A 24,567-nucleotide genomic window follows, 5' to 3' on the forward strand; every position below is an offset into this window, starting at 1 on the left:
CCACGCGGACGGGCCGTTCGGGTGTCGGCGCCGCCTGTACTCCGCGCGGCGATGAGTTTCGGCAGCACCCTGGGTCTACGCAGCGAGGAACCGCTCCCGAGGAGGACGACATGACCGCCACCTACACCTTCGACGTGTTCTCCAGCCTCGACGGCTTCGGCGCCGCGGGCGGCGACTGGACCGGCTACTGGGGCAAGCAAGGGCCCGAGCTGCTCGACCACCGCCTTGCCGTGTACGACGAGGAGCAGCGGATGGTGCTCGGTGCCCACACCTATCGGGCCTTCGCGCGGATGCTGGCCGAGAGCACCGAGGAGTCCGACGTGCGTGACCCCTGGGTCACCCGGATGAGGAATCTGCCGACGACGGTCGTGTCGACGACCCTGGAGGGCCCTCTCGACTGGCCGGACGCGACCCTCGTGAGCGGTGACGCCGTCGATGTCGTCGCCCGGCTCAAGGAGGAGTCCGAAGTACCGTTGCGCTCGCACGGCAGCCTGTCGTTGAACCGGGCGCTGATGGCCGCCGGTCTGGTCGACCGCCTTCAGGTGACGCTCTTCCCCGTGGTCACCGGTCGGACCGGGTTGGACCCGGTCTTCCGGGGCGCGGCCGACTTCGACCTGGAGCTGCTTGAGCACCGGACGCTCGACGGGCACATCCAGGAGCTCGTCTACCGGCCCGTCCTCCATTGACGTCCCGGCTCGGCCGCCCTCACAGCGTGTAGGTGATCTTCTCTTCCCGTATCAGCTCTTCCAGTTCGTCGTCCGACAGCGGGTGCAGAGTGTTCAGGAGTCGACGCAGCCCCGGCTCGTCCAGGCTCTGGCTGGTGACCTCGACCTCCGTGTTCCCGCGGCGGCGGACGAGGGTGACGTCGTGGCCCCCGCCGGGCAGGTCGCGGAGCGTGGCCTTCTCACCCTGTGCGTTCACCGTGCAGGTCACGCCCCGCTCCTCGGGCTCCGGGCATCGCAGCGGTGTCTGCTCGGACGATGAGCGCACCACGAGGCCCACGTAGCCCAGCTCGTAGCCCGCCCGGACGGGGCCGTAGTCCACGAAAAAGGAGGCCGGGCCGACCTCGGCGCGGGACACCTCCATGCCCGGTGGCGTGGCTCCCAGGTACAGCAACTCCGGGTTCTCCCGGTACCGTGCGACCTCCGCGTCGTACTCGCGCTCCCGCGCCTGCGCGGGGCCGACGAAGCCGCCGTAGGCCACCCCGGCCGCGAGCACGGCCAGCGCCCCCAGCCGTACCCCCCGGCTGGGCACGAAGAACGCCGCGGCCACGGCGTACGGCATTCCGGTGAGGGCGATCCGGGTACTGGCGCTTCCCAGGTCGACGTCCGCGCCGTAGGCGGCCAGACCTGCCGCGACGCCTGCCGTGCCGAGGACGAACACCAGTACCGCCCAGCCGAGCCGGCGCGACGCGGAGGCGCACAGCGGGACCAGGGTCCTCGCCGGCAGACCTGCCGCGGCCAGCAGGAGCACGGTCAGCGGTACACCGAGCAGGAAGACCGGCACCGTCGCACCGGCACCCCCGCCCCACGCCGACGCCACCACCCCGAAGCCGAGCACCGGCACCATGGCCGCCGTCATGGCCCAGACCAGGAGGAGGTGCAGGGCCGTCAGCGTCGCTCTACCGCTTGTCATGGCGGGGAGCCTGTCAGCCCGGCGTCCCGGGGAGCATGAGTACTCGTACTCATGTCCTGAGAATGTTCCCCCGCTGTCAGCGCTTGAGTTCTTCCAGCAGCCGGGTGGCCGCCATGGCCCAGGTCCGCTTCTCGGTCAGGGCCGCCCGCACGGTGGCGGCGCCGTCGAACGCGGCGTCCAGATTGCCGAGGACCATCGTGATGGCGATGCGCCAGTCGTCGACGTTGGCGTCCTCGTGCCGCTTTCCGTTCCGCACCGGCACCACGAGCCGGTTGATCATCTCGGGCATGTCCTGGGAGAGCAGTTTCTCCAGCAGCAGGCCCAGACCGCTGGCGCCGCTGATCAGGACGGGGGTGCCTGAGGTGATCGCCTCCAGGCCGGCCAGGCCGAACCCCTCGACCCGTGAGGGCATCAGGACCAGGCTGGAGGTGCGCAGGTCGTCACGGATGGCCTGCAGGTCGTCGGTGAAGTTCCGGGGCAGGACCTTGACCGCCGGGCAGTCGGCGATGTCCTCCAGCCGCTCCTTCAGCGCCCTGCCCTCCCCGGGCTTCGCCCCGCGGACCAGGAGTTCCACCTCACGGTGCGGGCTGCGACCGCGCATGGCCGCGCCGACCGCGCGCGCCGCCAGGTCGACTCCCTTGATCCCTTCGTCGGAGAGCCGGCCGAAGAGCAGGATCCTGGGGGTGCCCGGCGGTCGGGTCCTAGGCGCCCTGCTGAATTCGTCGGGGCCGTCGAAACCGGGGTCGAGCTGGACCGGGGACGGGATCCCCGCCTTCTCGTGCACATGACGGCCGAACCAGTCGTACAGCAGCGGCCCGACACACACCGTCAGCTTCGCGCCCCGTGCCAGCGCTTCCTCCGCCTTCCCGCGTTCCTCGGCCACCGCCGCCTCGTCCACGGTGGTCCCGGGCTCGTGCTGCTTGTGGAACGGGGTGTCGTCGGCGGACATGTGGATGAAGTGCACCCGCTGCGCGTTCGGGAAGTAGCCCTGCATCACGCGCGCGTAGCGGCCGGTGACCCAGCTGTGGCCGACGACGATGTCCGGCTCCACGCCGCGGGGCAGGTCCGGCTTCTGCATCAGGGCTTCGTCGCGGGGCCGCCCCGGGTCCACCGGTGCGGCGACCAGCCGTACGTCGTACGCGTCGGCGTCCGCCGTCTCCTTCGCCGAGGGCTCGGGCACCAGGCAGTACGTCTGCAGTCCCAGGGCGGCGAACGCCTGGCACAGATAGCGGCTGAACGCGCTCAGCCCGCCCTTGGCGGGCAGCCACTCGTCGGCGACCACCAGCACCCGCTGCCCCGAGGAGCCCTTGGCCGCGGCGGTTTCGGACGTGTCCGGCTCCGGCGCCGGGGATTGCGGTGCGGGGGCTCTGGGCGTCGGGGACTTCGGCGTCGCCTGCTCCGGTGGGGCGGCCTGTGCCGGAGCCCCGGTCGGCAGGGGCTCCGGTCCGGCGTCCGCGCCGTCCAGCTCCGTCTCCTCGGTCCACTCCGCCTTGTTCCACACCACGGGCGAGCTCACCCACTCGCTGCCGAGGACGGGGCCCAGCAGCGCGGCGGCCTCGGTGGGGGTCTCGCTGTCGATCCGCGCCACGGCGCCCGTCTCCCGGTTGACCAGTTCGACGCGGACCGAGCCGGCCACCGCGGGCGGAGCCGACGCCAGCCATCGGACGATCTCCTGGGACACCCGGCCGAGTTCGCGCTCGCCGTCCTCCCCCGCCGCGCCGAACGCGTGGACCACGACCGAGGTGACGGCGTGTCCGCCCGCCTGCTCGGGGCCACGGTCGCCCAGGTCGAATCCGGGCGTCGCCGGGAGTCCCGTCTCGCGGAAACGTTCGTAGAGGACTTTGATCTGTTCGCTGATCAGGCCCGAGGCGGACTGGACGATCAGAGACACGAGCACCGGGTCGACCATGCCCTGATGATGTCAGAGAACCACGCTTTCGCCCTCCCTTCGCGGACTCGTCGTGATTGCATGCACACGTGGCATCACGTCCCGGAACCCCGCTCCTGGAAGCCCTGTTGGCACCTCAGGCCGTGTTCCGCGGCATGCCGGGCGAGCCGGCGGACCCCGAGATCTGGGAGCGCGCGGCCCGGGCGGCGAGCGGGCTGCACAGGCTCGGGCGGTGGGGCGAACTCGCCGGGTTCTACGGCGATCTGGCCGACGACGCGTGGCGGGAGGGCCGGTACCGGCGGAGCCTTCGGTTGCTGCTGGCCGCCCGTGTGGTCGCCGTACGGGCGGGCGACGAGGCGAAGGTCGTCTCCGTCACGAGCCTGTTGGCCATGCGCCACCGGCTGCGGGGCGGCTTCGTGGTCGCCGAGACGTGGGATCACGCCCAACTCGCCCTTCCCCTCGACGAGTCGACGGCCAGGGCGCACGCGGTCGCCAGGCGTGAACTGGCCACGCTCCGCGGGCTGACCGGCGAGTACCAGGAGGGCATCGCCTTGTGCGAGCAGGCGCTCCAGGTGTGCCGCGCCTTCGCGGACCGGCCCCAGATGGTCCTGATCCACGTGCAGGTCCTGCTCGAACGCAGCCTGGGCGAACGGTTGTCGGGCCGGCTGGACCTGGCGCTCGCGACGCTGGCCGAGGCGCGGGCCCTGGCCGAGGCGCACGAGGGCGAGGTGAACGATCTGACGCGCGGCATGATCGCCGTACGCGAGGCGCGGCTGCACGTCATGGTCGGAGACCCGCGGACGGGCCTTGCCGCATATCTGCGCGCCGAGGACCTGTTCACCGGGGTGAGTGCGGACAACCTCGTGATCACCCGGATTTCCCGGATCGACTGTCTGCGCGCGCTGGGCCGCACCGAGGACGCCCTGGCGCTGGCCGACGAACTGGCCGAGGAGTGCGAACGGGCCGGTGAGCACTCCCGGCTCGGTCAGATTCTGCTGGAGCGGGCCGACATCCAGTACGCGAGCGGGGACTTCGCCGGAGCGGCCGCCACCGCACGGCGTGCGGGGCGGGGGCAGCGGGACGACGACTCCCTCGAAGGACTGCGCCGACGGCGGCACCTGGCGCGGGCCCTGCTCGCCTCCGGCGGGGACCAGCGTGAGGCGGCAGGCCATCTGGGCGTGATCCTGGAGACCGCCTGCCGCCCGGACCGCCGGGATCTGGCGCGCACCTGGCAGGCGCTCCACGAGGCGCTGTCGATCTCCGACGAGTCGGTGCTGCCCTCCGCCGTCTGGTTCGCCGCCGGGCGGGGCGCGCTCATCGGTGCGGAGCTGCAACGCGACCTGCTGAGCGCCCCTGAGGCCCGCTGGGGTGTGCACGCGGAGCGCGAGGAGGTGTACGCCGCGGCGATCCGGCTGCACGCCGCCGTCGAGGATCACGACGCCGTCGCCCAGGTCATGGAGCTGGGCCGGGCCGATGTGCTCAACCGGGTACTGCTGGACGGGAGTTCGCTGACCCGGCCGCTGACCGACCTGCCGCTGCTTCCCCCGTCGGCCGGCGACGACCGGCTGCAGGACCTGTTCGAGCTGGGCTCGGACGTGGCGCGGGTGCTGGCGGGCGGGAACGCCGACGAGATCGCTGTTCTGCCGCTGCCGGGCGGGCTGCCGTCGCCCGAGGAACTGGACGCGCTCGCGGACGTCGTCGTGATGGTGCAGCTGGGCCACGGCACCGCGGGGTGGTGGTCGTCGACGGCCGTGCGGGAACGGGGCGGCCGTTGGCGCGCGACGGTGGAGCCGGTGCCCGCGCGGCCGGCCCCGTGGATCGGGCGGATGGCCGCCGGTACGCCGCTGCCGCCGCGAGGCGTGGCCCGCGCCGTGTGGCAGGCGCTGGGCGAACTGCTGCTGCCCGCCCCGGAGATCTGGCAGGGCACGCCCGAGGCTCCGAGGTCGGTCGTGATCTGCCCGGATCCCCGGCTGTGGCATGTGCCGTACGGTGCCCTCCTGCGCGGCGACACCGCGCTGGTGGACGTGGCGGAGGTGACGCTGACGCCGAGCCTGCGCACCCTGTGCCTGGTCCACGGCCGGGCCCGGCAGCCTGCTCCTTCGGGGAGTGGTGCGGGGGCGGCGGGCAGCCTTCTGGACGACGCGCTGCCCGCGTACGCGCGGGAGCGGGCGGCGTTGGACACTTGGCCCGGCGGGCACCGGCCGCTCGGCGGCCTGGCCGACGTGGCGGAGCTTTTGGCCCCGGCCCTGCTCTACGTCAGCGGTCATGGCGCCGCCCCGGGCGACACGACGCTGGGCCCGGCCGGGGTGACCCTGGACTCGCTGGCCACTCTGCCGCTGCCCGAACTGCTGCTGCTCGTGGGCTGCTGGAGCGCCACCGCGGCCAGCCGCTACGGGCGGGACCCGTTGAGTCTCGCCGTCGGCGGCCTTCTCGGCGGCGCGCGGACCGTCGTGGCCGGTGTGGGCCGGGTCGGTGAGCAGGCCGCCGCCCGTATCGCCGCGCAGACCCTGCGGTACGTCGCCGAGGGGATGCCGGCGCGGTCGGCGCTGCGGGCGGCCGCGCGGGCGCTGCGTGACCGGCATCCCGAGCTCGGTCCGTACGACTGGGCCGGCATGTGTGTGATGGGGGCCGGAGACTGATTGCGGGTCAGCCGGCCGCGGCGGGACGCAGGCCGGGCCGGGGTTCGAAGGCGGATGCCGAGACGTCCCGGGCGAGCGTGGTCCCCTGCACGCCGTACGTGGCAATCGCGTCGACCCGCAGGATGAGGCAGAAGCGCTCGGTGCTCGCGAGCCGGTCGGACAGTTCCCGGTAGGAGCGGCGCAGGTAGACCATCGCCGCGTGGTTGGTGACGGCGCTCTGGCCGCAGACGACGAACACGGGCCGCGTCGCCGACAGCGGGCGGAACTTGGCGACGAGTACGTGCTCGCACCGCCCGCGGTCCCACGGGAAGGTCTCCTCCCCCACCACGAAGGCCATGGAGTCCGGCCGGTCGCTGAAGGGCCGCACCTCGACGCCGGGGAGGTTGTGCTGCAGATGCCCGGCGGTTCGTACGTTGGAACCGTTCTCGGGGCCGCCGATGCAGAACTCCGCGCACGGTCCGTTGCTGTCGCGGAAGTCGCCGCTGACGCGCATCGACACCGCGCAGTCCAGTTCACGGGCCAGGACGACGGCCTCGACCATGGCCTGCACGTCGTGGTGCGCGGCCACGCCCGGCCGGTCCCACTTGTGGTTCATGACGACGATGCACGTCTCGCCCGGCCGCATCCCGAAGAACCGTGCCTTTCGGTGCAGCGCCCGCGTGTTCCGCCCGCGCTGCCACAGCCAGACGAACCCCGCGCTGAGCATGCTGGTGAGCAGCCCGATCGCCACGTTCAGCGTGACCCCCGCCACCGCCGCCCCCTCCGTCGGTCCACCTTGTGACGTCGTCGTCCGACGTCGTATCGGTGTCACGTCATTCTCCCGGTTCGACCGGGTGTCTTCCAGAGTGCTACAGGTCAGAGTGCTGGAGGTCCCTGAAGAGATGCGGCCAGCCGCCCTCCGAGGCCGCCCGTCGACGCTCGTCGAGGATCTTGTGCACCGCCTTCTGCACCTGGGAGCCGAACCCCGGCTGTGCGGCGACGGCGTCGAGCGCGGTCTGCACCCGGGGGCTGCGGCTGACCGGCACGTAGTGCAGCAGGCGCGCCGCGAACCTGTCCTCCAGGAGCGGCAGTTCGTCGAGGAGGCGCAGGTGTCCGGCGACGCCGCAGCCCGGTACGACGGCCCGCATGGCGGCGCGCCACGCCCGGGCCACCTTCTTGCGGGGCGCCGATCCCAGCCTGCTGTCCTTGAGGCCGTGGCCCATGCGGAACAGCAGGTCGAGAGCCGCGTCGCCGGTGAGCGGGTCTGTCCGGATGCCGCCGACGATCATTTCGGAGATCTCGATGAGGCCGTCCTCGTCGACCGGCTCCGTGAACGCGAGGCGGAGCATCTCCTCGACGTCGTCCACCGTGCCGTGCACGCCGTACCACCACAGGCACCAGCGCCGGGCCCTGCGTCCGTCCTCGCCCACGCAGTCGATGGCGGCGGTGCCTTCGGTGCCTGGGGTGGTGTCGGCGCCGCAGACGCCGCGCAGCAGCCGCAGGGCCTCGTCGGGCGGGTACGCGTCGCGGGTCAGACCGGCGCCGACGAGTTCGACGAGCCAGCCGACGGCGGGGCCGTCGGGGACTCGGCGGATCCAGCCGGACAGTTCGGCCCAGTCGAGCGGGACGGTGGCGCCCGTCCGTGCCACCGCGGCGAGGCGCGAGGTGAGGGATCTCAAACCGGTGCGGGTCTGCTGGTTCATCGTGCGGGGCCGGGTCTCGGGCACCCGGGCCCGCAGGTCGGTGAGAGTGGACCGGGTGAGGCGGTCGAGGGTGCCGACCTCAAGCGTGACGTTCTGGGCGAGCAGGGTGCGCAGCCGGTCGAGTTCGCCGGTCCGCAGCAGGAGGTCGGCCAGCACGCCGGTCTCGTGCGCGGTGGGGGTGTGCCGTCCGAAGGGGTCGGCCCACGTCGTGATGTCGGCGCCGGACACCCGGAAAGCGCCCGGCAGTTCCTGAAGCACCTGAGCGGCCTCCGGGATGCCCGCGGCGGCGCCGCGCACGAGCAGGGGACGCAGACAGTCCCTGATCTGCCAGACCCGCTTCGGATGGACGGTCCCGGCCGTCCACGACCTGGCCGCCCGGCCGGCGACGTCGGCGACGTACGGCAGCGGCAGGTCCAGTTGACCGAGCGCCGTACGGACGACCTTGGCCCGGGCCGCCGCGAGGTTGTCGTCCTCCCCCATCACGAGCATGCCGTCCCGGAGCCACTGCACGGCCAGATCGCGGACGGCGCCGCCGACGGGGGTGTCGGAGCCGAGCAGCCTGACCAGGGCGCCGTGCGACAGGTCGGTGACGTGCTCGCGGCGGGTGATCCGGGCCAGCAGGTCCACGACCGGCGCCGGGTCGGACTCGGCCGGGCCGGCGGTGGCGAGGGCGGTGAGGAGCGCCCCGAGCAGCGAGCGGTCGGCGGCGGTGGGCTCGGTGCCGGACCGGAGGCGGGAGACGAGTTCCGTGAGTCTGCCGACCAGTTCGGGCAGGTCCAGGGTGTGCAGGTGCGGCAGCAGTACGGCCGTGTGCGCCCTGATGAGGACGGTCGAGGTGACGGTGGTGTCCCCGATCATGGCGTTCGCCCAGTCGGCCCACCGGCCGGGGTCGGTGTCGTCCTCGGCCAGGGTCGCCATCCTGGTCAGCATCTGGGCGACGTACTGGAACCCGGAGCGGTCCAGGGCGGCCGCGGCCACCTCGGTCATGAGCGGTGCCGCCTGCTCCGGCTCCCAGCGCAGCAGGGTGACGAGGAACCTGGCCAGTTCGCCGCGGGTCGACAGGAACTCCTCGCCCGCGACGGCGCGTTCGACGAGCTCCAGTGCGGCGACCGTGTCGAGGACCTGCGCCGAGTCCCTGGGCAGCAGTCGTTCCAGGACCTCCAGTGCGGTGATCCAGGCCAGGTCGGAGCGGCGGGAGGCGGTCGTGAGCACGGCGATGTCACGGGGGCCGTAGGGCCGGGCCGGTGAGGGCAGCAGGGCCAGGAACTGGCGCAGGGCGGGCAGCGGCAGCTCGTCGGCCGAGCCGAGGAGACGCAGCAGGTCCGGGGTGTGCTCGTCGGTCAGCAGAGAGCTCTGGGCGCACACGGACAGGACCGCGCGGCGCAGTCCGTAGCGGACGACGGGGCGATCACCGGGCGAGCCCCGCGCGTCGTCGGGGGCCGGGGCGAAGTCCCGCAGCAGTTCCGCCAGCACCTGCCCGGCGGCCGGCGCGGCGCTCTGCGGCCGGTCCGCGCACAGCCACGCCTGTTCGAGGACGGCCAGCAGGAAGTAGTCGTCACCGGGCAGGCCGCGCAGATGGCGCACCAGGGCGCTCAGTCCGGCGCCGCCGTGCCGCTGGACGAGGGCGCGGCTCGCGGCGTACTCGAAGAACGTCTGGTGGAAGAACTGGAAGACGCCGCCCGCGAGTTGGCCCACGCCCCGGCCGACCAGAAGGGCGATGTCCCGGCCGAGGTCCTGGGAGGTCAGGGAGTCGGGCAGGCGCACCCGGTCGACGCGCGCCTCGGGGAGGCCGGTGCGGAGCATCTCCAGGGCCAGGGCCATGGCGGCGGCGCCGAGGTCGCGTTCCTGTTCGCGCTGGTGCGCGTGTTCGTGTTCGGCCCGGCTTCCGGCGCGGTCCCAGGAGCGGCGGTCGCGGGTCACCCGGTGGTCCCAATAGGCCTCGTACAGGCCGGTGGTGTCGACCACGTCGGGTACCCGGGCCGGGGTGTAGATCTCGAACAGCATGCGCAGGGTCAGCGGGCGCAGGCACAGCGGGTTGAGGGAGATGTCCCGGGCCGCGATGCTCAGCATTTCGGTGATCAGATCCTCGCGGATCTCGGGATCGCTGCCGAAGAAGGCGCTGTGGGCCAGGACAGCGCGGTCGAACTCGCTCGTCGCGTACGCGTCCGGCCCGCGCTCGGTCGAGTAGTCGGACAGCTCCCGGTGCCGCCACGACGAGGGCAGTTCCTTCGCCTCCGCCACTCTGGACGTGACGACGACCGCGGCGTCCGCCGCCGCCGACTCCACGACGGTGACCAGCGTGTCCCACGCGGAGTCGCTGTTCACGACGACGTCCACGGTGTCGACCAGAACGGTGACGGTGCGTCCGTCCCGCCGTGCCTGTGCGATCGAGGTGAGGAGCATCTCCTGGTCGACCCGGGTGGCGCCGGTGTCGTCGGGCACCAGCCAGGTCGCCTTGAGGAAGAAGACCTCTCCGCCCTGCTCGCACCGGCGCCCGGCCAGACTCCACAGCAGGCTGGTCTTGCCGCAGCCGGCGTCGCCGGTGACGACGAGCGGGGTGTCGCGGTCGGCGTCGAGCAGTTCGAGCAGTTCCTCCTCCAGGTCTCGGGTGACGTACAGCCCCGCCTCGAACTGGCTGTGCTCGCCGTCGGCGAAGATCGTGCCCGAGACGGTTCCGGCAGCGCGGCGGGCCCGGGCGCTGAGCCGCTGGAGCCGGGGCAGCGGATCGTCGGGCCGGAATGTCAGTACGGCGTCCCGCGCGGTCTCGGCGGTGGCCGGTGAGGTCGGGGCGGGCAGCGGGGCACGTGCCGGAGGCGCGGCGGAGGTGACGCGTGCGGACAGGTCCGGGTCCGGCGTGCCGCGCAGGTCAACGGGTGACAGCAGGGCGACGCTGCCTGTGGCCTCGCCCTCCACCAGCAGGGGTACCAGTCGGCTGCGCGCGGTCGCGTGGTCGAGATCGTGGACGACGAAGTCACGTTCGGCGGTCTTGGCGGAATCGGCCAGATAGGCCGGGCTGACGACGGCGAACACCCGGCCGCCGCCCTCCACATGTTCCCGCACGGTGCGGTGTCCTGGTGTGCCCGAGTCGGGTTCCAGGAAGACCCGGTGGCCGGCCTCGGCGAGAATGGCGTGCACCCGTCTCGCCCAGCTCCTGTCTTCCGGTACCCAGCTCAGCATGATCGCGGGGCCGTGCGTGGGGCCGGGGACGACGGCCGCGAGGTCCGCGATCCAGGGATGCGGCCCGTTCTTCACGGCACTCGCGATCTCGGCCGCGGTGAGGCCCCGGCCGACCGCTCCGGCCATGTCGTCGTGGATGCCGACGAGCCGTCCCTGTACGTCGACGAGGGGCGCCCCACCCGATCCGCGCGCCGTGCGGACGTTCCGGTAGTGGATGTGGGCGCCCCCGGAGTCCGACTGCGTCACCGCCGGGACCGCCGCGCGCAGGCGTGTGCCGAGCGGGTGGTGCAGGAGGAGCAGCGGGAGGCCGGCACGAAGGTCGTAGGGCGCCGGGTCCAGCGCGTAGTGCCCGCGCGGAACGGCAGAGCCCTCGCAGCATTCCGCGGGCGGCACCGGTCGATCGGTCCGCAGCAACGCGAATCCGGCCTCCGTGTCCGGTCCTCCGCCGAGGAGTTCCGTCAGCCGCACCGTAATCCCCGCCCCGCACACCCCCGCCGCCGTACGCCGGTGGAAGTCGAAGCGGGCCACCGCTGAGCCCGTCGGTCTCCCCGACGCAAGGGCGTGGCGCAGCACATGACCGGCGGTCAGGACCACATCGGGCTGGACGAGCACACCCGTGCCGACGGGCCGTCCCTCCACCTCGACGACGGCGACCCGCCGCCGGGCGTCGCCCACGGCCCGGGCCAGCTCCCCCGCATCGACCCGTCCGGCCGACGCCCTGGTGACCGCCTCCAGGTCGGGTACGTCCAGGATCTCGGCGAGCGCTCCCTCGGCGTCCCCACCGGGGACGCTCCGCCCGTCCCCGTCCCCGTCCCCTGAACGAAGGCCCCGATGATCCAAGACGAGCCCTCCGGTCGACGACGTTGGAGCACGCGCTCCTTGCGGGGATCGTACGGAATCCCCAGGCCGTGGGGAGGGAGTTCATGGAGTGCGGCTGCTGTCGCCGGGAGGTCGCGCGGGCGCGCTAGTCACTGCTGCCCTCCTGGTAGAGGCAGAAGGGATGGCCGGCCGGGTCGATCAGCACTCTGACGTTGTCCTGCGGCTGGTGGTCACTCTCCCGTGCGCCGAGTTCGAGCGCGTGCGCCACGGCCTCTCGCAGATCCACGACCTCGAAGTCGAGGTGCATGGTGATCCGTTGAGCGCCTGCCTGGGCCGGCCAGACGGGAGGGACGTATCCGTCCGAGAGTTGGAAGGCGATGTAGGCCACGCCCTCTGGCGGTGCGATGGCCGCCCCCTCCGCGTCTTCCTTGGCGATCTCCCAGCCCAACAGCTCCGAGTAGAAGCGTGCCAGGGCTTGCGGATCGGGCGCTTCGAGCACGATGCCCCACCAGTCGTGTCGGGACATCCGAGGGGTGCTGGGTTCGTGGCTGGGTCGTCCGCGCATGTCGGTGAGTATTCCCGGATGCTTCGCCTTCTGCCCCGGCCGGCAGCAGGTTGAACGGGGCTGCGTCATTGTGCCTCCCGCAGCTGGAGAAGGTACGTCGCGGTCACCGCGACAGCGCGGTCCCCGTCGTGCGACAGCTCCACCAGGGCATGTGACGCCCTCGCCCCCGGGATGCCGGCCAGGGCCTGGGTCAGCCGTCCGCGGGCAGGTGCGTCGGTCGCGTCGTCGGCGAGGCGATCGACGAGGCGGCTCGCGAGCTGGTCCGCCGCCTCGGGGGCGCTCGCGAGCAGGCTGAGTGCGTCGGCCGCGTCGGTGTCGTTCCTTCCCGCCACGATCATGTCGAGGAGTGCGGGGACGGCGTCGGCCGCGCCACGTGTCCCGAGGGCCACGGCCGCATAGCCGCGGACCACGGCGTCGGGGTGCGCGAGGGCGTCCCGCAGGTGCGCGTTCGCCTCCCCGTCCGGCATCTCGACGAGGGCCTGTACGGCGCGTTCGCGCACCGCGGGCGTCGGTGAGCCGAGGGCCTCGGCCAGCAGATCCGCGCCACCGCCGCCGTCCGACCGCGCCAGGGCCCATCGAAGGGCTCCGGCGACGTTCGGCTCGCTCTCGTTCAGTGCCGCCTCGACCAGGGCCTCGACCGGCACCGGAACATCGTCGGCCGCGGAGAGGGCGGCCCGCTGGCGCGCGTGGGCGCTCTGGGACTGAAGTGCCTGGAGGAGTGCGACGACCTGGAGGACGTCCTCCCAGCCGGCGGGGTCCGCGGCATCGATCCGGCGTAGGCGGGTGAGGAGTTCGGTCTCGGCGGCGACGCGTTCGCGGGTCTGGCGGATGAGGTCGCCGACGAGTGCGGAGGGGGTGAAGCCGGGGTCGTCGAGTGCGCGGCCGATCTCGCGCAGCGACAGACCCAGCGACCGCAGGCTCTCGATGTGGAAGATCCGCTGGATGTCCGCCGCGGAATACTCCCGGTAGCCGGAGCCGGTACGGCCCGAAGGACGCACCAGCCCCAGCGACTCGTAATGCCGGAGCATGCGGGCACTGACCCCGGACCGTCGCGCCATCTCACCGATCAACACGCCCTATTGTCCCTCCTGGCCGGACCCGCCCATGGCCACGACCCGCTTCGCCTCCTCGATCGCGTACTCGAATCCGGTGTCCGGGTCGCGCAGCAGCCGTTGTGTGGCGAGCGCGTGCGCGCGTGCGCGTGGGTCGGGCGCCGTCGTCGTCGCGGTGTGCAGGGCCGGCGCGATCACTTCGCCCAGGGCGACCAGTGCCCGGCTGAGGCTCAGCTGGGTTTCCCGGCCACCGCGTCCGAGCTGGGTCGCCAGGACCGTGGCCAGCGCGGGCTCCTCTCCTTCCGGTACGAGGACGACCGCGGCCCGCCAGGCGCTGCGTGCGACCTCGTCGTCGGCGTCGGACAGGAGTGCCGGTGTGATCGCCGGCCACGCCCGCGGGTCCCCGATCTTGGACAGCGTGTGCAGCGCCTGGCTGCGTGCCTGCGCGCGCTCGGCGTGGACTTCGCGGAGCAGCGCCGGAAGTGTCACGGACAGCGGGTGGCGGGTGAGCGCCCAGGTCAGCATGTCCCGGACGAAGAACTCGGGCTCGATCGCGCATCGTTCGACGAGCTTGTCGACGAAGCGCGGGTCGGGTTTCGTGCCGACCGCGAGTGCGGCCCGCAGCCGTACGGACGAGCGGCCGTCCTCCAACTCCTGGAGCGCTCGTACCGCGCCCGCGGCCGTGCCCGTGCCCGTGCCCGCGTCCTGTCCCGTGATCGTCATCTCGACCACCTCCTCGACAGGCAAGTGAAGGCCTTGTCACCGTGTCAAGGTCAAACAGAACCGGCGTCCATGACGGCCCGGCCTGTCCGAACGTCCTCGCATGCCTTACGGAGTCATGACGTACGGGCGTGGAACGGGGGCGCGGCGCCCGTACGGACCTAGCGTGGGCGTATGCGTGTACTGGTCACCGGCGGTGCCGGGTTCATCGGCTCCCATGTGGTCGAGGCACTGGCGGTGCGCGGGCACGAGCCTGTCGTGTTCGATGTGCGGGTCGATCCAGGCGCCGACGTGCGGGACGCGGTCGCCGTCGGTCGCGCTCTGCGCGGCGTGGACGCCGTGTGCCATCAGGCCGCGATGGTGGGGCTCGGCGACGGGGTCGCCGACGCGGCCGAGTACGTCTCGCGCAACGACCTGGGGACCGCCGTACTGCTCGCCGCCATGGCGGAGGCGGGCGTACGGCGTCTCGTGCTGGCCGGGTCGATGGTCGTCTACGGGGAGGGGCGGTACGCGTGCCCGCGGCACGGTGTCGTACGGCCCGGACCGCGTGCCGTCGCCGACCTCGACGCGGGCCGGTTCGAGCCGACGTGCCCGGTGTGCGGGGACGACCTCTCCCCCGGTCTGGTCGGCGAGGACGCCCCGGCCGATCCGCGGAACGTGTACGCGACGACCAAGCTCGCCCAGGAACACCTGGCCGCCGCCTGGGCCCGCTGTACCGACGGATCGGCGGTGTCGTTGCGCTACCACAACGTGTACGGCCCCGGAATGCCCCGCGACACCCCGTACGCCGGTGTCGCCTCCTTCTTCCGTTCGGCGCTCGCCCGGGGCGAGGCACCGCGTGTGTTCGAGGACGGGCGGCAGCGGCGGGACTTCGTGCATGTGCGGGACGTGGCGGCGGCCAACGCGGTGGCGTTGGAGGCGGCGGCCGCCCGGGGTGCGCTCACGGCGTACAACACCGGCAGCGGTGAGCCGCACACCGTCGGAGAGATGGCACGGGCGCTGGCCGTCGCCCACGGCGGGCCCGATCCGGTCGTCACCGGTGAGTACCGGCTCGGGGACGTACGGCACATCACGGCGGACTCGTCGCGGCTGCGGGACGCTCTGGGCTGGAAGCCGGAGATCGGCTTCGAGGAGGGCATGACGGAGTTCGCGCATGTGGGGATGCGCGGGGCCCAGAGCCCCTGATAGACCGGTGGTGCTGCCCGTGTTCAGGAAGCGGCGGCGGGCAGCACCACCTCGAAGCGGCAGCCGCCGGGGATGTTGCGTACGGTGGCCCGGCCCCGGTGTGCCTCCACGATCCCGCGGACGATGGCGAGGCCCAGGCCCGCGCCGGCCGGGGGCGTCCGGGCGTGTGTGCCGCGCCAGCCGGTGTCGAAGACGCGCGGCAGGTCGTCCTCCGGGATGCCGCCGCAGCCGTCCGTCACCGACAGCACCACGCCCTCGGGGGAACGCTCCACCGCGATGGCGACCGTGCCGTCGGCCGGGGTCCGGCGGATGGCGTTGACCAGGAGGTTGCCCAGCACCCGGCTCATCTCCTTGCCGTCCACCTCCACCGGCACCGGCTCGACACGGCCGCCCACCAGCCGCACCCCGTGCTCCCGGGCGAGCGGGTCGGCTCCCGCCAGCGCGTCGCCGACCAGGTCGTACAGGGAGATCCGGGCGAGGGTGAGGGGGAGCGTGCCGGCGTGGATGCGGGAGAGTTCGAAGAGGTCGCCGACCATGTCGTTGAGGCGTTCGACCTCGGTGCGCATCTGCTTCAGATAGCGGTCGGGGTCGGCGGCGACGCCGTCCTCCAGGGCCTCCGACATGGCGCGCAGGCCGGCGAGCGGAGTGCGCAGGTCGTGCGAGATCCAGGCGACGAGTTCCCGCCGGGAGGTCTCCAGCGCGCGTTCCCGCTCCCGGGACTCGGCGAGCCTGGCGCTCGTGGCGGCCAGTTCGCGGCTGAGCGTGTCCAGTTCGGCGGTGGCCGGCTCGGCGGGGGCGGTGAACGCGCCGCCGTCGCCGAAGGAGCGTGCGGCTATGGCGAGTTCGTGGCTGCGGGCGACGACCCAGCGGCCCAGCAGCAGGGCCGTGGCCAGGGAGACGACGGCCGCCATGGCGACGACGGTCGTGACGACGGTCAGGTCGTGCGGGGAGAGGAACATCGCCCAGGCGACGGCCAGTGTGCCCGCGAGCATCGCGACGACGCCGACCGCCGCGATCACGGTGAGGGAGGCGGTGAGCGAGCGGCGCCGGATCAGCCGTAGGACGCCCGCTCCGGTCAGACCGGTGGCGGCCGCGCCGGCGAAGGCGTACAGGGCGATGAGCAGGGTGTCACGCATGATCGGCCTCCCCTCCCGTGGGCTCGAAGCGGTAGCCCACGCCCCACACGGTCTGGATCAGACGGGGCCGGGCCGGGTCGTCCTCGACCTTGCCGCGCAGGCGGCGGACGTGGACCGTGACGGTCGACAGGTCGCCGAAGTCCCAGCCCCACACCTCGCGCATCAGGTCCTCGCGACCGAACGCCCGCCCCGGATGCCGCAGGAAGAAGGAGAGCAGGTCGAACTCCCTGAGGGTGAGGGCGAGTTCGACGCCGTGCTTGGTGGCCCGGCGGGCCGCCGGGTCGAGGGCCAGGCCCGCGGCGCGCAGCCGGTGCCCGGTGTCGGAGGCCGGGCGGCTGCGGCGGAGCACCGACTCCACGCGCAGCACCAGCTCGCGCGGACTGAAGGGTTTGGTGACGTAGTCGTCGGCGCCGACCTCCAGGCCGAGGATGCGGTCGTCCTCGTCTCCGCGGGCGGTGAGCATGATGACCGGCACGGGGCCGTGTCCGCGGATGCGGCGGCACACCTCCAGGCCGTCCATGCCGGGCAGCATCAGGTCGAGGACGACCAGGTCCGGCCGGTGCGCGGCGGCACGGGTGAGGGCGGTCGGACCGTCGTCGGCCCGCTCGACGGCGTAACCGGCGCGGTCCAGGTAACCGGCGACGACCTCGGCGACGGTCGGATCGTCGTCGACGACCAGGATCCGGGGGGCCTCTTCGCGAGCTCGCGCCCCCGCGGGTTCGTACGGCTGTTGCTGCATGCCCCCAGCCTTGCACCGCGCCGCCCGCGATGCCGGGCCCGACCGTCACCTCGGCCTTCGACGTCCGCGTTTCGTAAGGAGCGGGAGTCCGGTATGTCCCCTTCGCGTTCGTAGGGTGAAACCGTGACGACGACACCTTCCGACGTCGATGTGGTGCTGCCCTGCCTGAACGAGGCCGAGGCCCTTCCCTGGGTCCTCGAACGGATCCCGCCGGGCTGGCGCGCACTCGTCGTCGACAACGGTTCCACGGACGGCTCGGCCTCCCTCGCCCACGCGCTCGGCGCGACCGTCGTGCACGAGCCGCGCCGGGGCTTCGGCGCCGCCTGCGACGCCGGGCTGCGGGCCGCCACCGCCGACGTGGTGTGCTTCTGCGACTGCGACGCCTCCCTCGACCCGTCGCTGCTCGTCCCGTTCGTGCGCGAAGTGCGGGGCGGCGACGCCGATCTGGTGCTGGGGCGACGGCGCCCGCAGGGGCGGGGCGCGTGGCCCGCGCACGCCCGTGTCGGCAACCTCGCGCTCGCGCGGATGCTGCGCCGCCGCACCGGACTGCGCCTGCACGACCTCGGTCCGTTGCGCGCCGCCCGCCGGGAGCCGCTGCTCGCTCTCGGGCTGACCGACCGGCGCAGCGGCTATCCGCTCCAGATGGTGGTGCGCGCCGCCGACGCCGGCTGGCGGATCGCGGAGCACGACGTGCCGTATCTGCCGCGCTCCGGGGCCTCGAAGGTGACGGGCACCTGGCGGGGCACGTGGCAGGCCGTACGGGACATGAGTCGCGTGCTGGGCGAGACGCCCGCGCATGGGGGAGGAACCGTCCGTTGAGTGCGTCGACCACGGTGCTCGTCATCGCCAAGGAGCCGCGACCGGGCCGGGTCAAGACCCGGCTCACCCCGCCGTTCACGCCCGAGGAGGCGGCCGGGCTGGCCGAGGCGGCCCTCGCCGACACGCTGCACGCGGTGGCGGCCGTGCCCGCCGCCCGCCGGGTCCTCGTCCTCGCCGGGGCGCCCGGCCCTTGGCTGCCGCCCGGCTTCGACGTCGTACCGCAGTGCGCGGGCGGCCTGGACGAGCGCCTGGCGGACGCCTTCGCACGCTGTGCCGGTCCGGCGCTGCTCGTCGGGATGGACACCCCGCAGGTGACACCCGGCCTGCTCGACGTCGACTTCGCCGACTGCGACGCCTGGTTCGGCCCGGCCGAGGACGGCGGCTTCTGGGCCCTCGGACTGGCCGATCCCGACCCCGGTCTGCTGCGGGGCGTGCCCATGTCGACCGCCGTGACGGGCGCCCTGCAGCGCGATCGGCTGGTCCGCGCGGGGCTGCGGGTGCGCGACCTGCCGCGGCTGCGCGACGTCGACACCGCCGCCGACGCCCACGCCGTGGCCGCGCTGGCCCCGCACAGCCGCTTCGCGGTGCGCCTGGCCCGGTGCATGGCGCTCGTGCCACCCGACTCCCCTCGGGATGCCGGGCCGGCCACGCGGCCGACCACACCCCCGGCCGGCCCTCGATGAGCACCGTGCCCGCCACCGCTGCCGCCTGGGCGACCGCCGACCCCTACGCGGCCGCCCTGCGCCGCGGTCACGGCCCGCTGTTCCTGCGCCGTGCCGACGGCTGGCTGCTGCCGCTGGAGGTGGAGCGCTGGTGCGCCCGGGCCGACGCGGTCGACCGGGAGGTGCTGGACCGGTGCGAGGGCACCGTGCTGGACGTGGGGTGCGGGCCGGGCCGGCTGGTCGCCGAACTCGCCGCCCGGGGCCGGGCCGTTCTCGGCATCGACGTCAGCGCGGCCGCCGTCGACCGCACCGTGCGCCTCGGGGGCCCGGCGCTGCGGCGCTCGGTCTTCGAGCCGCTGCCCGGCGAAGGCCGCTGGGCCACCGTCCTGCTCATGGACGGCAACATCGGCATCGGCGGCGACCCGCGCGCCCTGCTGGACCGGGTGGCCGTGCTCCTGCGCCCCGGCGGCCTGCTCATCGCCGAGACCGCCCTCGTGGACGTCGACGAACGCGCCCAGGTGCAGGTCGTCGGCCCCACCGCCACCGGCGAGGCCGACGCCCACTTCCCCTGGGCCCGACTCGGCACCCGGGCGTTGCTCCGGTACGCCCGGGGCTGGGAGCCGGTCGGTCAGTGGACGACGGGCGGACGGTGCTTCGCCGCCCTGCGCAGCCGCCGCAGTCGCACCGCCAGCAGCAGCGCCGAGGCACCGAAGAGAACGGCGGTGATCAGCAGCCAGCGGGCGAGGAACATGTCCGCCGGCAGCCCCGTGGCGGACCGGTAGCGCCGCTCCACCATGCCGCTGATCAGCGGGAACCACACGAGCAGGAGCAGCCCGGACAGGGCCGCCGGTACGCGCACGTACGGTACCCAGTCCCGGCGCCGGACCGCGCCGAGCCCTCGTACGGCCGCCCGGTCCAGGGCCGCGTACAACGGCAGCAGCACGAGGTCGTGCAGCAGCGCCGCGCCCACGAACCACAGCGCCACGCCGAACCAGTCGTCCGCGAGCAGCCGCACCCCGGCGTAGGCGGCGAGTGCGAACGAGCCGGCGAGCAGCAGGAGTTGGAAGGGGCTTCCGAGAGGGATCGGCGGTCGGCGCATCACAGGTCTCCGAAGGTCATCCGGGCCACCCACTTGGTGTTGAGCACACCGGGTGCGGCGGGCACGATGATCCGCGCCGGGTAGCCGTGGTCGGGGGACAGCTCCTCGCCGTTGACGTACAGGGCGAGCAGGGAGCGCGGGTCGGCCACCTGGTTGGCGCGCAGGGCGGCTTTCCGGAAGGCGCCGCGCCGCTGGAGGGACTCGACGAACAGGTCGGGCGGGTCGTCGTCGTACCCGACGAGCGCCGCGAGGTCACGCAGCCGTACCCCGCGCCACCACTGGTCCGACGTCGACCAGCCCTCGACGCAGGCGATGGGCAACGCCGAGCTGTGCAGGGGGAGTTCGAGGAGTTGGGAGCGGCTCAGGCGGACCGTCCCGGTGCGCCCGGCCACCACGAGCTGCCAGGTGTCCGGGCCCGTCTCCGCCGCGTCGATGCCGGCGTACGCGGCGGTCTTGTTGATCTGGAAGCCGTTCGGCCCGCTGCCGGGTTCACGGCCGCCGTGCGGTGCGAGGAGCGCGGTGCGCCGCAGCGGGCCGTCGAAGTTCTGCCCCGCCGTGGTGGCGAACAGCAGCAGCGAGCCGCCCCCGACGAACCACAGGGCGCCGCGCCGGGAGACGGTCGGGTCGGCGGGGCGCGGTGACACCAGGTCGTTCCCCTCCTCCCGCAGGTGCCGCAGATTGCGCAGCGCGATCGGCATCTTCAGCGCCGCGTGGGCGACGAAGGCGGCGAAGAACACCCAGGCGCCGTAGAAGTGCAGGGGGTAGAAGGAGCCGGGGAAGACGTAGTCGAGCTGGACGTTGAGCACTCCGGTCACGAACTCGAACAGCGCGCCGCCGACCAGGAGCAGCAGGGAGATCCGCTCCAGGGCGTGCGCGAGCGAGCGGGCCGGGGGCAGGGCGAACAGCCTCGGTACGACGGACCACAGCTTGGCGAGCAGGACGGGGATCAGGCTGACGCCGAGGGTGACGTGGACGCCCTGGTTGAGCCGGTACAGCCAGTGCGGGTTCGTGGGCCAGGCGAACAGGTAGAAGCCGAGGATCCCCTTGTCCGGGGTCTTGTCGTTCACCGGCGACAGGCCCGGGTTGTAGGCGGCGTACGAGACCAGGCCCGTCACGAACAGCACGGTGATGCCGACGAGCAGGACCAGGCCCAGCACCGAGGTGAACCAGGGGCCGCGCAGCGGGCTGCGCCAGAAGCCGGGTGAGGAGGGGAACCGCGGATCGCGTGGATCGTCTCGCATGGCCCGACCGTAGGCCCCGGCCACCCCGGGAGCGGGTGCGTGAACGATGACGAAACGCTGACGTCCGGCCCGGACGGCGGTCCGCGCCCGCCCCGTCGGCCTAACGTTCCGGGCGTGACCCGCTCCTCACGCCGTGACCTGTACGCCTCCGTGGCCGCCATGCTCCTGGTGACGGCAGCCGTGCTGCTCGGACGCCGCATTCAGGCGACCAGTCACACGTTGTTCGTCAACTGGCCGCCGCTGCTGGCGACTTGGTACCCCCATATGGGCCCGGGCACTCCGGCGGCCGTCGCCGTGGCGATCGGCACGGTGGCGTACGGGCCCACCCTCGCGGCTCGTCTGCGCTGGCGGAGTCTGCTCCCGCTGGCCTGGGCCACGGCCCTGGCGTGGATCCTCTCCCTCGCCCTGGTCGACGGATGGCACCGCGGCATCGCCGGCCGGCTCACCACCCGCCACGAGTACCTCCAGGTGATCGACCGCTTCGACGACATCCCGGCCACCCTGCGCGGCTTCACCGAGCACATCCTGCTCGGCTCGCCCGACCACTGGCCCGCCCACGTCGCCGGTCACCCGCCCGCCGCCCCGCTCACCTTCGTCCTGCTCGACCGGATCGGGCTGGGCGGCGGGGGCTGGGCCGGGCTGTGGTGCATCGCTGGCGGGGCGACGGCCTGTGTGGCCGTGCTGGTCACGATCCGCGCCCTGGCCGACGAGGCGCTCGCGCGCGGGGCGGCCCCCTTTCTCGTGCTGGCGCCGGCCGCCGTGTGGACGGGAACCTCGGCCGACGCGTACTTCGCGGCGGTGGCGGCGTGGGCGGTGGCACTGCTGGCACTGGCGGTGACCGGACGGTCCTTGTGGTGGGCCGGGGCGTCCGGTCTGCTGTTCGGCCTGGGCTGCTATCTGTCGTACGGCCTCACGCTCGTCGCGCTGATCGGGGCGGCGGCGCTGTGGCTCGGCCGGCACGGGATCCGGCAGCGGCCGGTGCTGCTGGTGGCGCTGTTCGCCGGACTGGCCGTCGTCCCGGCGCTGTTCACGATCGCCGGGTTCGACTGGTGGGAGGCGTACCGCCTCCTGGTGACGCGCTACCACCAGGGCGTGGGCGGCATCCGTCCCTACGGCTACTGGGTGTGGGCCAACCTGGCGTGCGCCGTGCTCATCACGGGCCTGGCGACGGCTGCGGGGCTGCGGCGAACCGGTGCGGTGCTCGTCCGTCCGCGTGCCGGCGGCCCCGGCCGGACCGCCGCGGCCCGCCTCGCTCTCCTCGTGTCCGCCGCCCTGCTCGCCCTGCTGGTCGCCGATCTGTCCGGCATGAGCAAGGCGGAGACGGAACGGATCTGGCTGCCCTTCACCGTGTGGCTGCTACCCGCGTGCGCGTTCCTCACCCGCCCCCGGGCATGGCTCGCCGCCCAGGCCCTGCTCGCGCTGCTCCTCAACCATCTGCTGCTGACCGGTTGGTGACGAGCGGCGCCCACCACACCAGCGTGGTGCCCCCGTCGTCCGGCCTGCTCAGCTCCAGCTCCCCGCCCGCTGCCGCGCCCGCTCCGCCATGTTGCGCAGCCCGCTGCGGCGGCCGTCGGCCGGGATGCCGACGCCGTGTCGGTGACCGTGAGGCGCACCTGGTATGCGTTGGCCGTGAGGGCGACGTCGGCGCCTCGCGGGTGCCGCGGGCCGCGTCCAGCCGGGCCTGGAGCTCCTCCAGCAGCTCGTCCAGCCTCAGCTGCGGCAGCCGTACGCGGGCTTCTGGAGGCTCCTCGGCGCTTCCCACCTGCGTCTCCTCCGGCCCCGTGGGCGGTCCGACACCGGCCGCTCCGGTCCCTTCACGCTACCGGCCGGTGCCACGCGACGGCACGGGGCGGAGACCGGGGCCGAGGGCAGCGACAGCCGCTGAGGCCGTCCGGGCCGGGACCGGGGACCGTCGGCGCTTGGCGTCGACCTCCGCGCGAGGGACAGTGGAGGCAGGAGCGGCACCGATCCCCCGCGGTGTCGCTCCGTCCGTCAGCGGGCCGTCTGCGGTCCGAGCGGTCGGCATCGGGCAAGGTACCCCGTGCGCCCGGTCAACCACGTCCTGGACAGCGGGGACATCGTCATCTCCCGTCTGCCGGCCAAGCCGGGCGTCCAGCGCCGGGTCCGGGCCGCGGTCCTGGCCTCCCATCTGGAGCGGCCGGACAGCGGCGGGCGCCCCGCGGGGTGAGTGCGTGTCGCACTCCGAGCGGGAGCCGGCCGACGTCCAGCGTGAGCACTGGTGCCGGGCACGGTCGTGACACGCTGTTCCTCGCACGCGAGGGGTTCCCGTGCCGGCCACCGACTTCAGCCCGGTTGACCTCATCCAGGTGAGCGGACACCGGCGGCACGGGAGGTCAGCCCTCGGCCCCGACCGCTCCCCGGTCCTGCGCCCCCGCGCACCTCAGCGCGAGCGCGGCGATGTCGTCGTCGAGTCTTCCGCCGCTGTGCCGGAGCAGATCCCGGTGCAGGCGGTCGAGGAGCTCGCGGGGCTGTTCCGCGCCCTGGCGGCGCATCCAGTCGGGCAGGGGGAAGAACTGGCCCGAGTGGTCGCGGGTCTCCGAGACGCCGTCCGTGTAGAGCAGGAGCTGGTCGCCCGGGGTGAAGGAGACCATGTCGACCCAGTAGCGGTCACCGATGAGTGCCGCGAGGTTGAGGGGCGGGGAGGGGGTGCTGGGCTCGACGAGGCGGACCTTCCCGCAGTGGGCGATCAGTGGCGGGGGGTGCCCGCAGTTGAGGAGTCGTATGTGGCCGCCGCCGTGCGGGATCTCGGCGAGGAGGGCGGTGGCGAAGTGCTCGGGCTGGTCCTGGGTGGGAAACGCGTCGCTGTGGCGCGTGATGGTGGTCTCCAGCCGGTGGATGATGCCCTGCAGGTCGGGTTCGTCGTACGCGGCCTCCCTGAAGCAGCTGATCACCGCGGAGGCGGCCCCGACCGCGGACAGCCCCTTGCCCCGTACGTCGCCTATGAGCAGCCGGACGCCGTGCGGAGTGCCGATCGCCTCGTAGAAGTCGCCGCCGATCCGGGCCTGTTCCTGGGCCGCCAGGTAGAGGGACTCGATCTCGACGTCCTCGATGCGGCGCGGCAGCGGGCGCAGCAGCACCTTCTGGGCCGCGTCGGCGACGAGTCGGACCTGGAAGAGGATCTCCTCCCGCTGAAGCCGGACATGGCTGCCGTACGCGGCCGCCAGGGTGACCGCGATGATCGCGGCGGACGTGTACTGCGTCCCCAGGTCGGTGTGGAAGAGACTCAGGACGATCATGAACAGGAAGCAGAACGCCCCCAGCAGGACCGTGGGGAACACCGGCCACATCGCGGCGGCAAGGGCGGGCGCGGCGGGCAGGAGGCGGCTGAAGGCGATCTCCCTGGGCGTCGAGGCCGCCAGGCCGACGATGAGGACGGTCAGGACCACGGGTGCCAGCCGGGCAGCGTCCCATCGGCCGCCGTAGGCAGGACGACGGCGCCACAGCCACCCAGGCTTGATCACAAAATGCATCATATCGACCCAAGCGGA

18 protein-coding genes and 2 pseudogenes are annotated in these 24,567 nt (G+C 73.3%); 8 read left to right on the forward strand and 12 right to left on the reverse strand.

The window, feature by feature from the left end:
- Nucleotides 1–110 precede the first annotated feature (110 nt).
- On the forward strand, nt 111–686 hold the full coding sequence (locus AQJ67_RS19450; RefSeq protein ID WP_062720262.1) for a dihydrofolate reductase family protein: 576 nt from the start codon (nt 111–113) through the stop codon (nt 684–686).
- 19 nt (nt 687–705) lie between these two features.
- Here AQJ67_RS19450 and AQJ67_RS19455 read toward each other — a convergent pair whose 3' ends face one another.
- Nucleotides 706–1,635 carry a hypothetical protein gene (locus AQJ67_RS19455; RefSeq protein ID WP_062720263.1) on the reverse strand — a complete coding sequence of 310 codons (930 nt, stop codon included), beginning with the start codon at nt 1,633–1,635 and terminating at the stop codon, nt 706–708.
- 76 nt (nt 1,636–1,711) lie between these two features.
- Nucleotides 1,712–3,544 (reverse strand): glycosyltransferase family 4 protein, encoded by a 1,833-nt coding sequence (locus tag AQJ67_RS19460; protein ID WP_062720264.1) that lies wholly within the window; start codon nt 3,542–3,544, stop codon nt 1,712–1,714.
- A gap of 68 nt (nt 3,545–3,612) precedes the next feature.
- Here AQJ67_RS19460 and AQJ67_RS19465 point away from each other — a divergent pair, with 68 nt between their 5' ends.
- Nucleotides 3,613–6,162: a CHAT domain-containing protein gene (locus AQJ67_RS19465; protein ID WP_159058799.1), complete on the forward strand. Its 2,550-nt coding sequence runs from the start codon at nt 3,613–3,615 to the stop codon at nt 6,160–6,162.
- 7 nt (nt 6,163–6,169) lie between these two features.
- Here the strand turns inward: AQJ67_RS19465 and AQJ67_RS19470 are convergent, their stop codons facing one another.
- The 5 genes from AQJ67_RS19470 to AQJ67_RS19495 all read right to left on the reverse strand — a co-directional run bounded on the left by AQJ67_RS19470 (nt 6,170) and on the right by AQJ67_RS19495 (nt 14,180).
- Nucleotides 6,170–6,913 carry a hypothetical protein gene (locus AQJ67_RS19470; RefSeq protein WP_079056043.1) on the reverse strand — a complete coding sequence of 248 codons (744 nt, stop codon included), beginning with the start codon at nt 6,911–6,913 and terminating at the stop codon, nt 6,170–6,172.
- Nucleotides 6,914–7,010: 97 nt separating this feature from the next.
- Nucleotides 7,011–11,861, reverse strand: a complete 4,851-nt coding sequence (locus tag AQJ67_RS19475) for a TIR domain-containing protein (RefSeq protein WP_079056044.1) — start codon at nt 11,859–11,861, stop codon at nt 7,011–7,013.
- Between the two features lie 124 nt (nt 11,862–11,985).
- Entirely contained in the window at nt 11,986–12,366 is a 381-nt protein-coding gene (locus AQJ67_RS19485; protein ID WP_208615001.1) for a VOC family protein, read from the reverse strand.
- A 104-nt stretch (nt 12,367–12,470) separates the two neighbouring features.
- Nucleotides 12,471–13,478, reverse strand: a complete 1,008-nt coding sequence (locus tag AQJ67_RS19490; RefSeq protein ID WP_062720269.1) for a MerR family transcriptional regulator — start codon at nt 13,476–13,478, stop codon at nt 12,471–12,473.
- A 3-nt stretch (nt 13,479–13,481) separates the two neighbouring features.
- Nucleotides 13,482–14,180, reverse strand: coding sequence for a HEAT repeat domain-containing protein (locus tag AQJ67_RS19495; protein ID WP_062720270.1), 699 nt, complete (start codon nt 14,178–14,180; stop codon nt 13,482–13,484).
- A gap of 171 nt (nt 14,181–14,351) precedes the next feature.
- On the opposite strand from AQJ67_RS19495, the gene AQJ67_RS19500 reads away from it, so the two are divergent.
- Nucleotides 14,352–15,362 carry an NAD-dependent epimerase/dehydratase family protein gene (locus AQJ67_RS19500; protein WP_062720271.1) on the forward strand — a complete coding sequence of 337 codons (1,011 nt, stop codon included), beginning with the start codon at nt 14,352–14,354 and terminating at the stop codon, nt 15,360–15,362.
- 23 nt (nt 15,363–15,385) lie between these two features.
- Here the strand turns inward: AQJ67_RS19500 and AQJ67_RS19505 are convergent, their stop codons facing one another.
- Nucleotides 15,386–16,498, reverse strand: a complete 1,113-nt coding sequence (locus tag AQJ67_RS19505) for a sensor histidine kinase (protein WP_062720272.1) — start codon at nt 16,496–16,498, stop codon at nt 15,386–15,388.
- The gene (locus AQJ67_RS19510) at nt 16,491–17,237 is read right to left on the reverse strand and encodes a response regulator transcription factor (RefSeq protein WP_062720273.1); all 747 of its coding nucleotides are present in this window, start codon (nt 17,235–17,237) and stop codon (nt 16,491–16,493) included. The genes AQJ67_RS19505 and AQJ67_RS19510 overlap by 8 nt, the downstream gene beginning before the upstream one ends.
- Before the next feature lie 123 nt (nt 17,238–17,360).
- Here AQJ67_RS19510 and AQJ67_RS19515 point away from each other — a divergent pair, with 123 nt between their 5' ends.
- The 3 genes from AQJ67_RS19515 to AQJ67_RS19525 are packed head-to-tail and all read left to right on the forward strand — an operon-like array spanning nt 17,361 to nt 19,500.
- Nucleotides 17,361–18,056, forward strand: a complete 696-nt coding sequence (locus AQJ67_RS19515; protein ID WP_062720274.1) for a glycosyltransferase family 2 protein — start codon at nt 17,361–17,363, stop codon at nt 18,054–18,056.
- Nucleotides 18,053–18,739 carry a TIGR04282 family arsenosugar biosynthesis glycosyltransferase gene (locus AQJ67_RS19520; RefSeq protein ID WP_062720275.1) on the forward strand — a complete coding sequence of 229 codons (687 nt, stop codon included), beginning with the start codon at nt 18,053–18,055 and terminating at the stop codon, nt 18,737–18,739. Before AQJ67_RS19515 ends, AQJ67_RS19520 begins: the two co-directional genes overlap by 4 nt.
- Entirely contained in the window at nt 18,736–19,500 is a 765-nt protein-coding gene (locus tag AQJ67_RS19525; RefSeq protein WP_062720276.1) for a class I SAM-dependent methyltransferase, read from the forward strand. Before AQJ67_RS19520 ends, AQJ67_RS19525 begins: the two co-directional genes overlap by 4 nt.
- 316 nt (nt 19,501–19,816) lie before the next feature.
- Here AQJ67_RS19525 and AQJ67_RS19530 read toward each other — a convergent pair whose 3' ends face one another.
- Complete coding sequence (locus AQJ67_RS19530) at nt 19,817–21,058, reverse strand: molybdopterin-dependent oxidoreductase (RefSeq protein WP_062720277.1); 1,242 nt, start codon at nt 21,056–21,058, stop codon at nt 19,817–19,819.
- A gap of 114 nt (nt 21,059–21,172) precedes the next feature.
- Here AQJ67_RS19530 and AQJ67_RS19535 point away from each other — a divergent pair, with 114 nt between their 5' ends.
- Entirely contained in the window at nt 21,173–22,513 is a 1,341-nt protein-coding gene (locus AQJ67_RS19535) for a hypothetical protein (RefSeq protein ID WP_107122929.1), read from the forward strand.
- On the opposite strand, the pseudogene AQJ67_RS45325 reads toward AQJ67_RS19535, so the two are convergent.
- Nucleotides 22,485–22,719 (reverse strand): annotated as a pseudogene (locus AQJ67_RS45325) (histidine kinase); the annotation flags it as partial. The gene AQJ67_RS19535 and the pseudogene AQJ67_RS45325 overlap by 29 nt on opposite strands.
- A 422-nt stretch (nt 22,720–23,141) precedes the next feature.
- On the opposite strand from AQJ67_RS45325, the pseudogene AQJ67_RS46845 reads away from it, so the two are divergent.
- Nucleotides 23,142–23,246: pseudogene (locus AQJ67_RS46845) on the forward strand (DNA-binding response regulator); the annotation flags it as partial.
- Nucleotides 23,247–23,412: 166 nt separating this feature from the next.
- Here the strand turns inward: AQJ67_RS46845 and AQJ67_RS19540 are convergent.
- The gene (locus AQJ67_RS19540) at nt 23,413–24,549 is read right to left on the reverse strand and encodes a PP2C family protein-serine/threonine phosphatase (RefSeq protein ID WP_244190538.1); all 1,137 of its coding nucleotides are present in this window, start codon (nt 24,547–24,549) and stop codon (nt 23,413–23,415) included.
- Nucleotides 24,550–24,567: the final 18 nt, after the last annotated feature.

Source organism: Streptomyces caeruleatus, assembly GCF_001514235.1.
Lineage (GTDB): Bacteria > Actinomycetota > Actinomycetes > Streptomycetales > Streptomycetaceae > Streptomyces > Streptomyces caeruleatus.

Coding starts and splice junctions, on each gene's coding strand:
- AQJ67_RS19510 (WP_062720273.1), bottom strand. CDS start 17,237: ATGCAGCAACAGCCGTACGAACCCGCGGGGGCGCGAGCTCGCGAAGAG.
- AQJ67_RS19485 (WP_208615001.1), bottom strand. CDS start 12,366: ATGTCCCGACACGACTGGTGGGGCATCGTGCTCGAAGCGCCCGATCCG.
- AQJ67_RS19530 (WP_062720277.1), bottom strand. CDS start 21,058: ATGCGAGACGATCCACGCGATCCGCGGTTCCCCTCCTCACCCGGCTTC.
- AQJ67_RS19495 (WP_062720270.1), bottom strand. CDS start 14,180: ATGACGATCACGGGACAGGACGCGGGCACGGGCACGGGCACGGCCGCG.
- AQJ67_RS19460 (WP_062720264.1), bottom strand. CDS start 3,544: ATGGTCGACCCGGTGCTCGTGTCTCTGATCGTCCAGTCCGCCTCGGGC.
- AQJ67_RS19450 (WP_062720262.1), top strand. CDS start 111: ATGACCGCCACCTACACCTTCGACGTGTTCTCCAGCCTCGACGGCTTC.
- AQJ67_RS19540 (WP_244190538.1), bottom strand. CDS start 24,549: ATGCATTTTGTGATCAAGCCTGGGTGGCTGTGGCGCCGTCGTCCTGCC.
- AQJ67_RS19525 (WP_062720276.1), top strand. CDS start 18,736: ATGAGCACCGTGCCCGCCACCGCTGCCGCCTGGGCGACCGCCGACCCC.
- AQJ67_RS19505 (WP_062720272.1), bottom strand. CDS start 16,498: ATGCGTGACACCCTGCTCATCGCCCTGTACGCCTTCGCCGGCGCGGCC.
- AQJ67_RS19500 (WP_062720271.1), top strand. CDS start 14,352: ATGCGTGTACTGGTCACCGGCGGTGCCGGGTTCATCGGCTCCCATGTG.
- AQJ67_RS19455 (WP_062720263.1), bottom strand. CDS start 1,635: ATGACAAGCGGTAGAGCGACGCTGACGGCCCTGCACCTCCTCCTGGTC.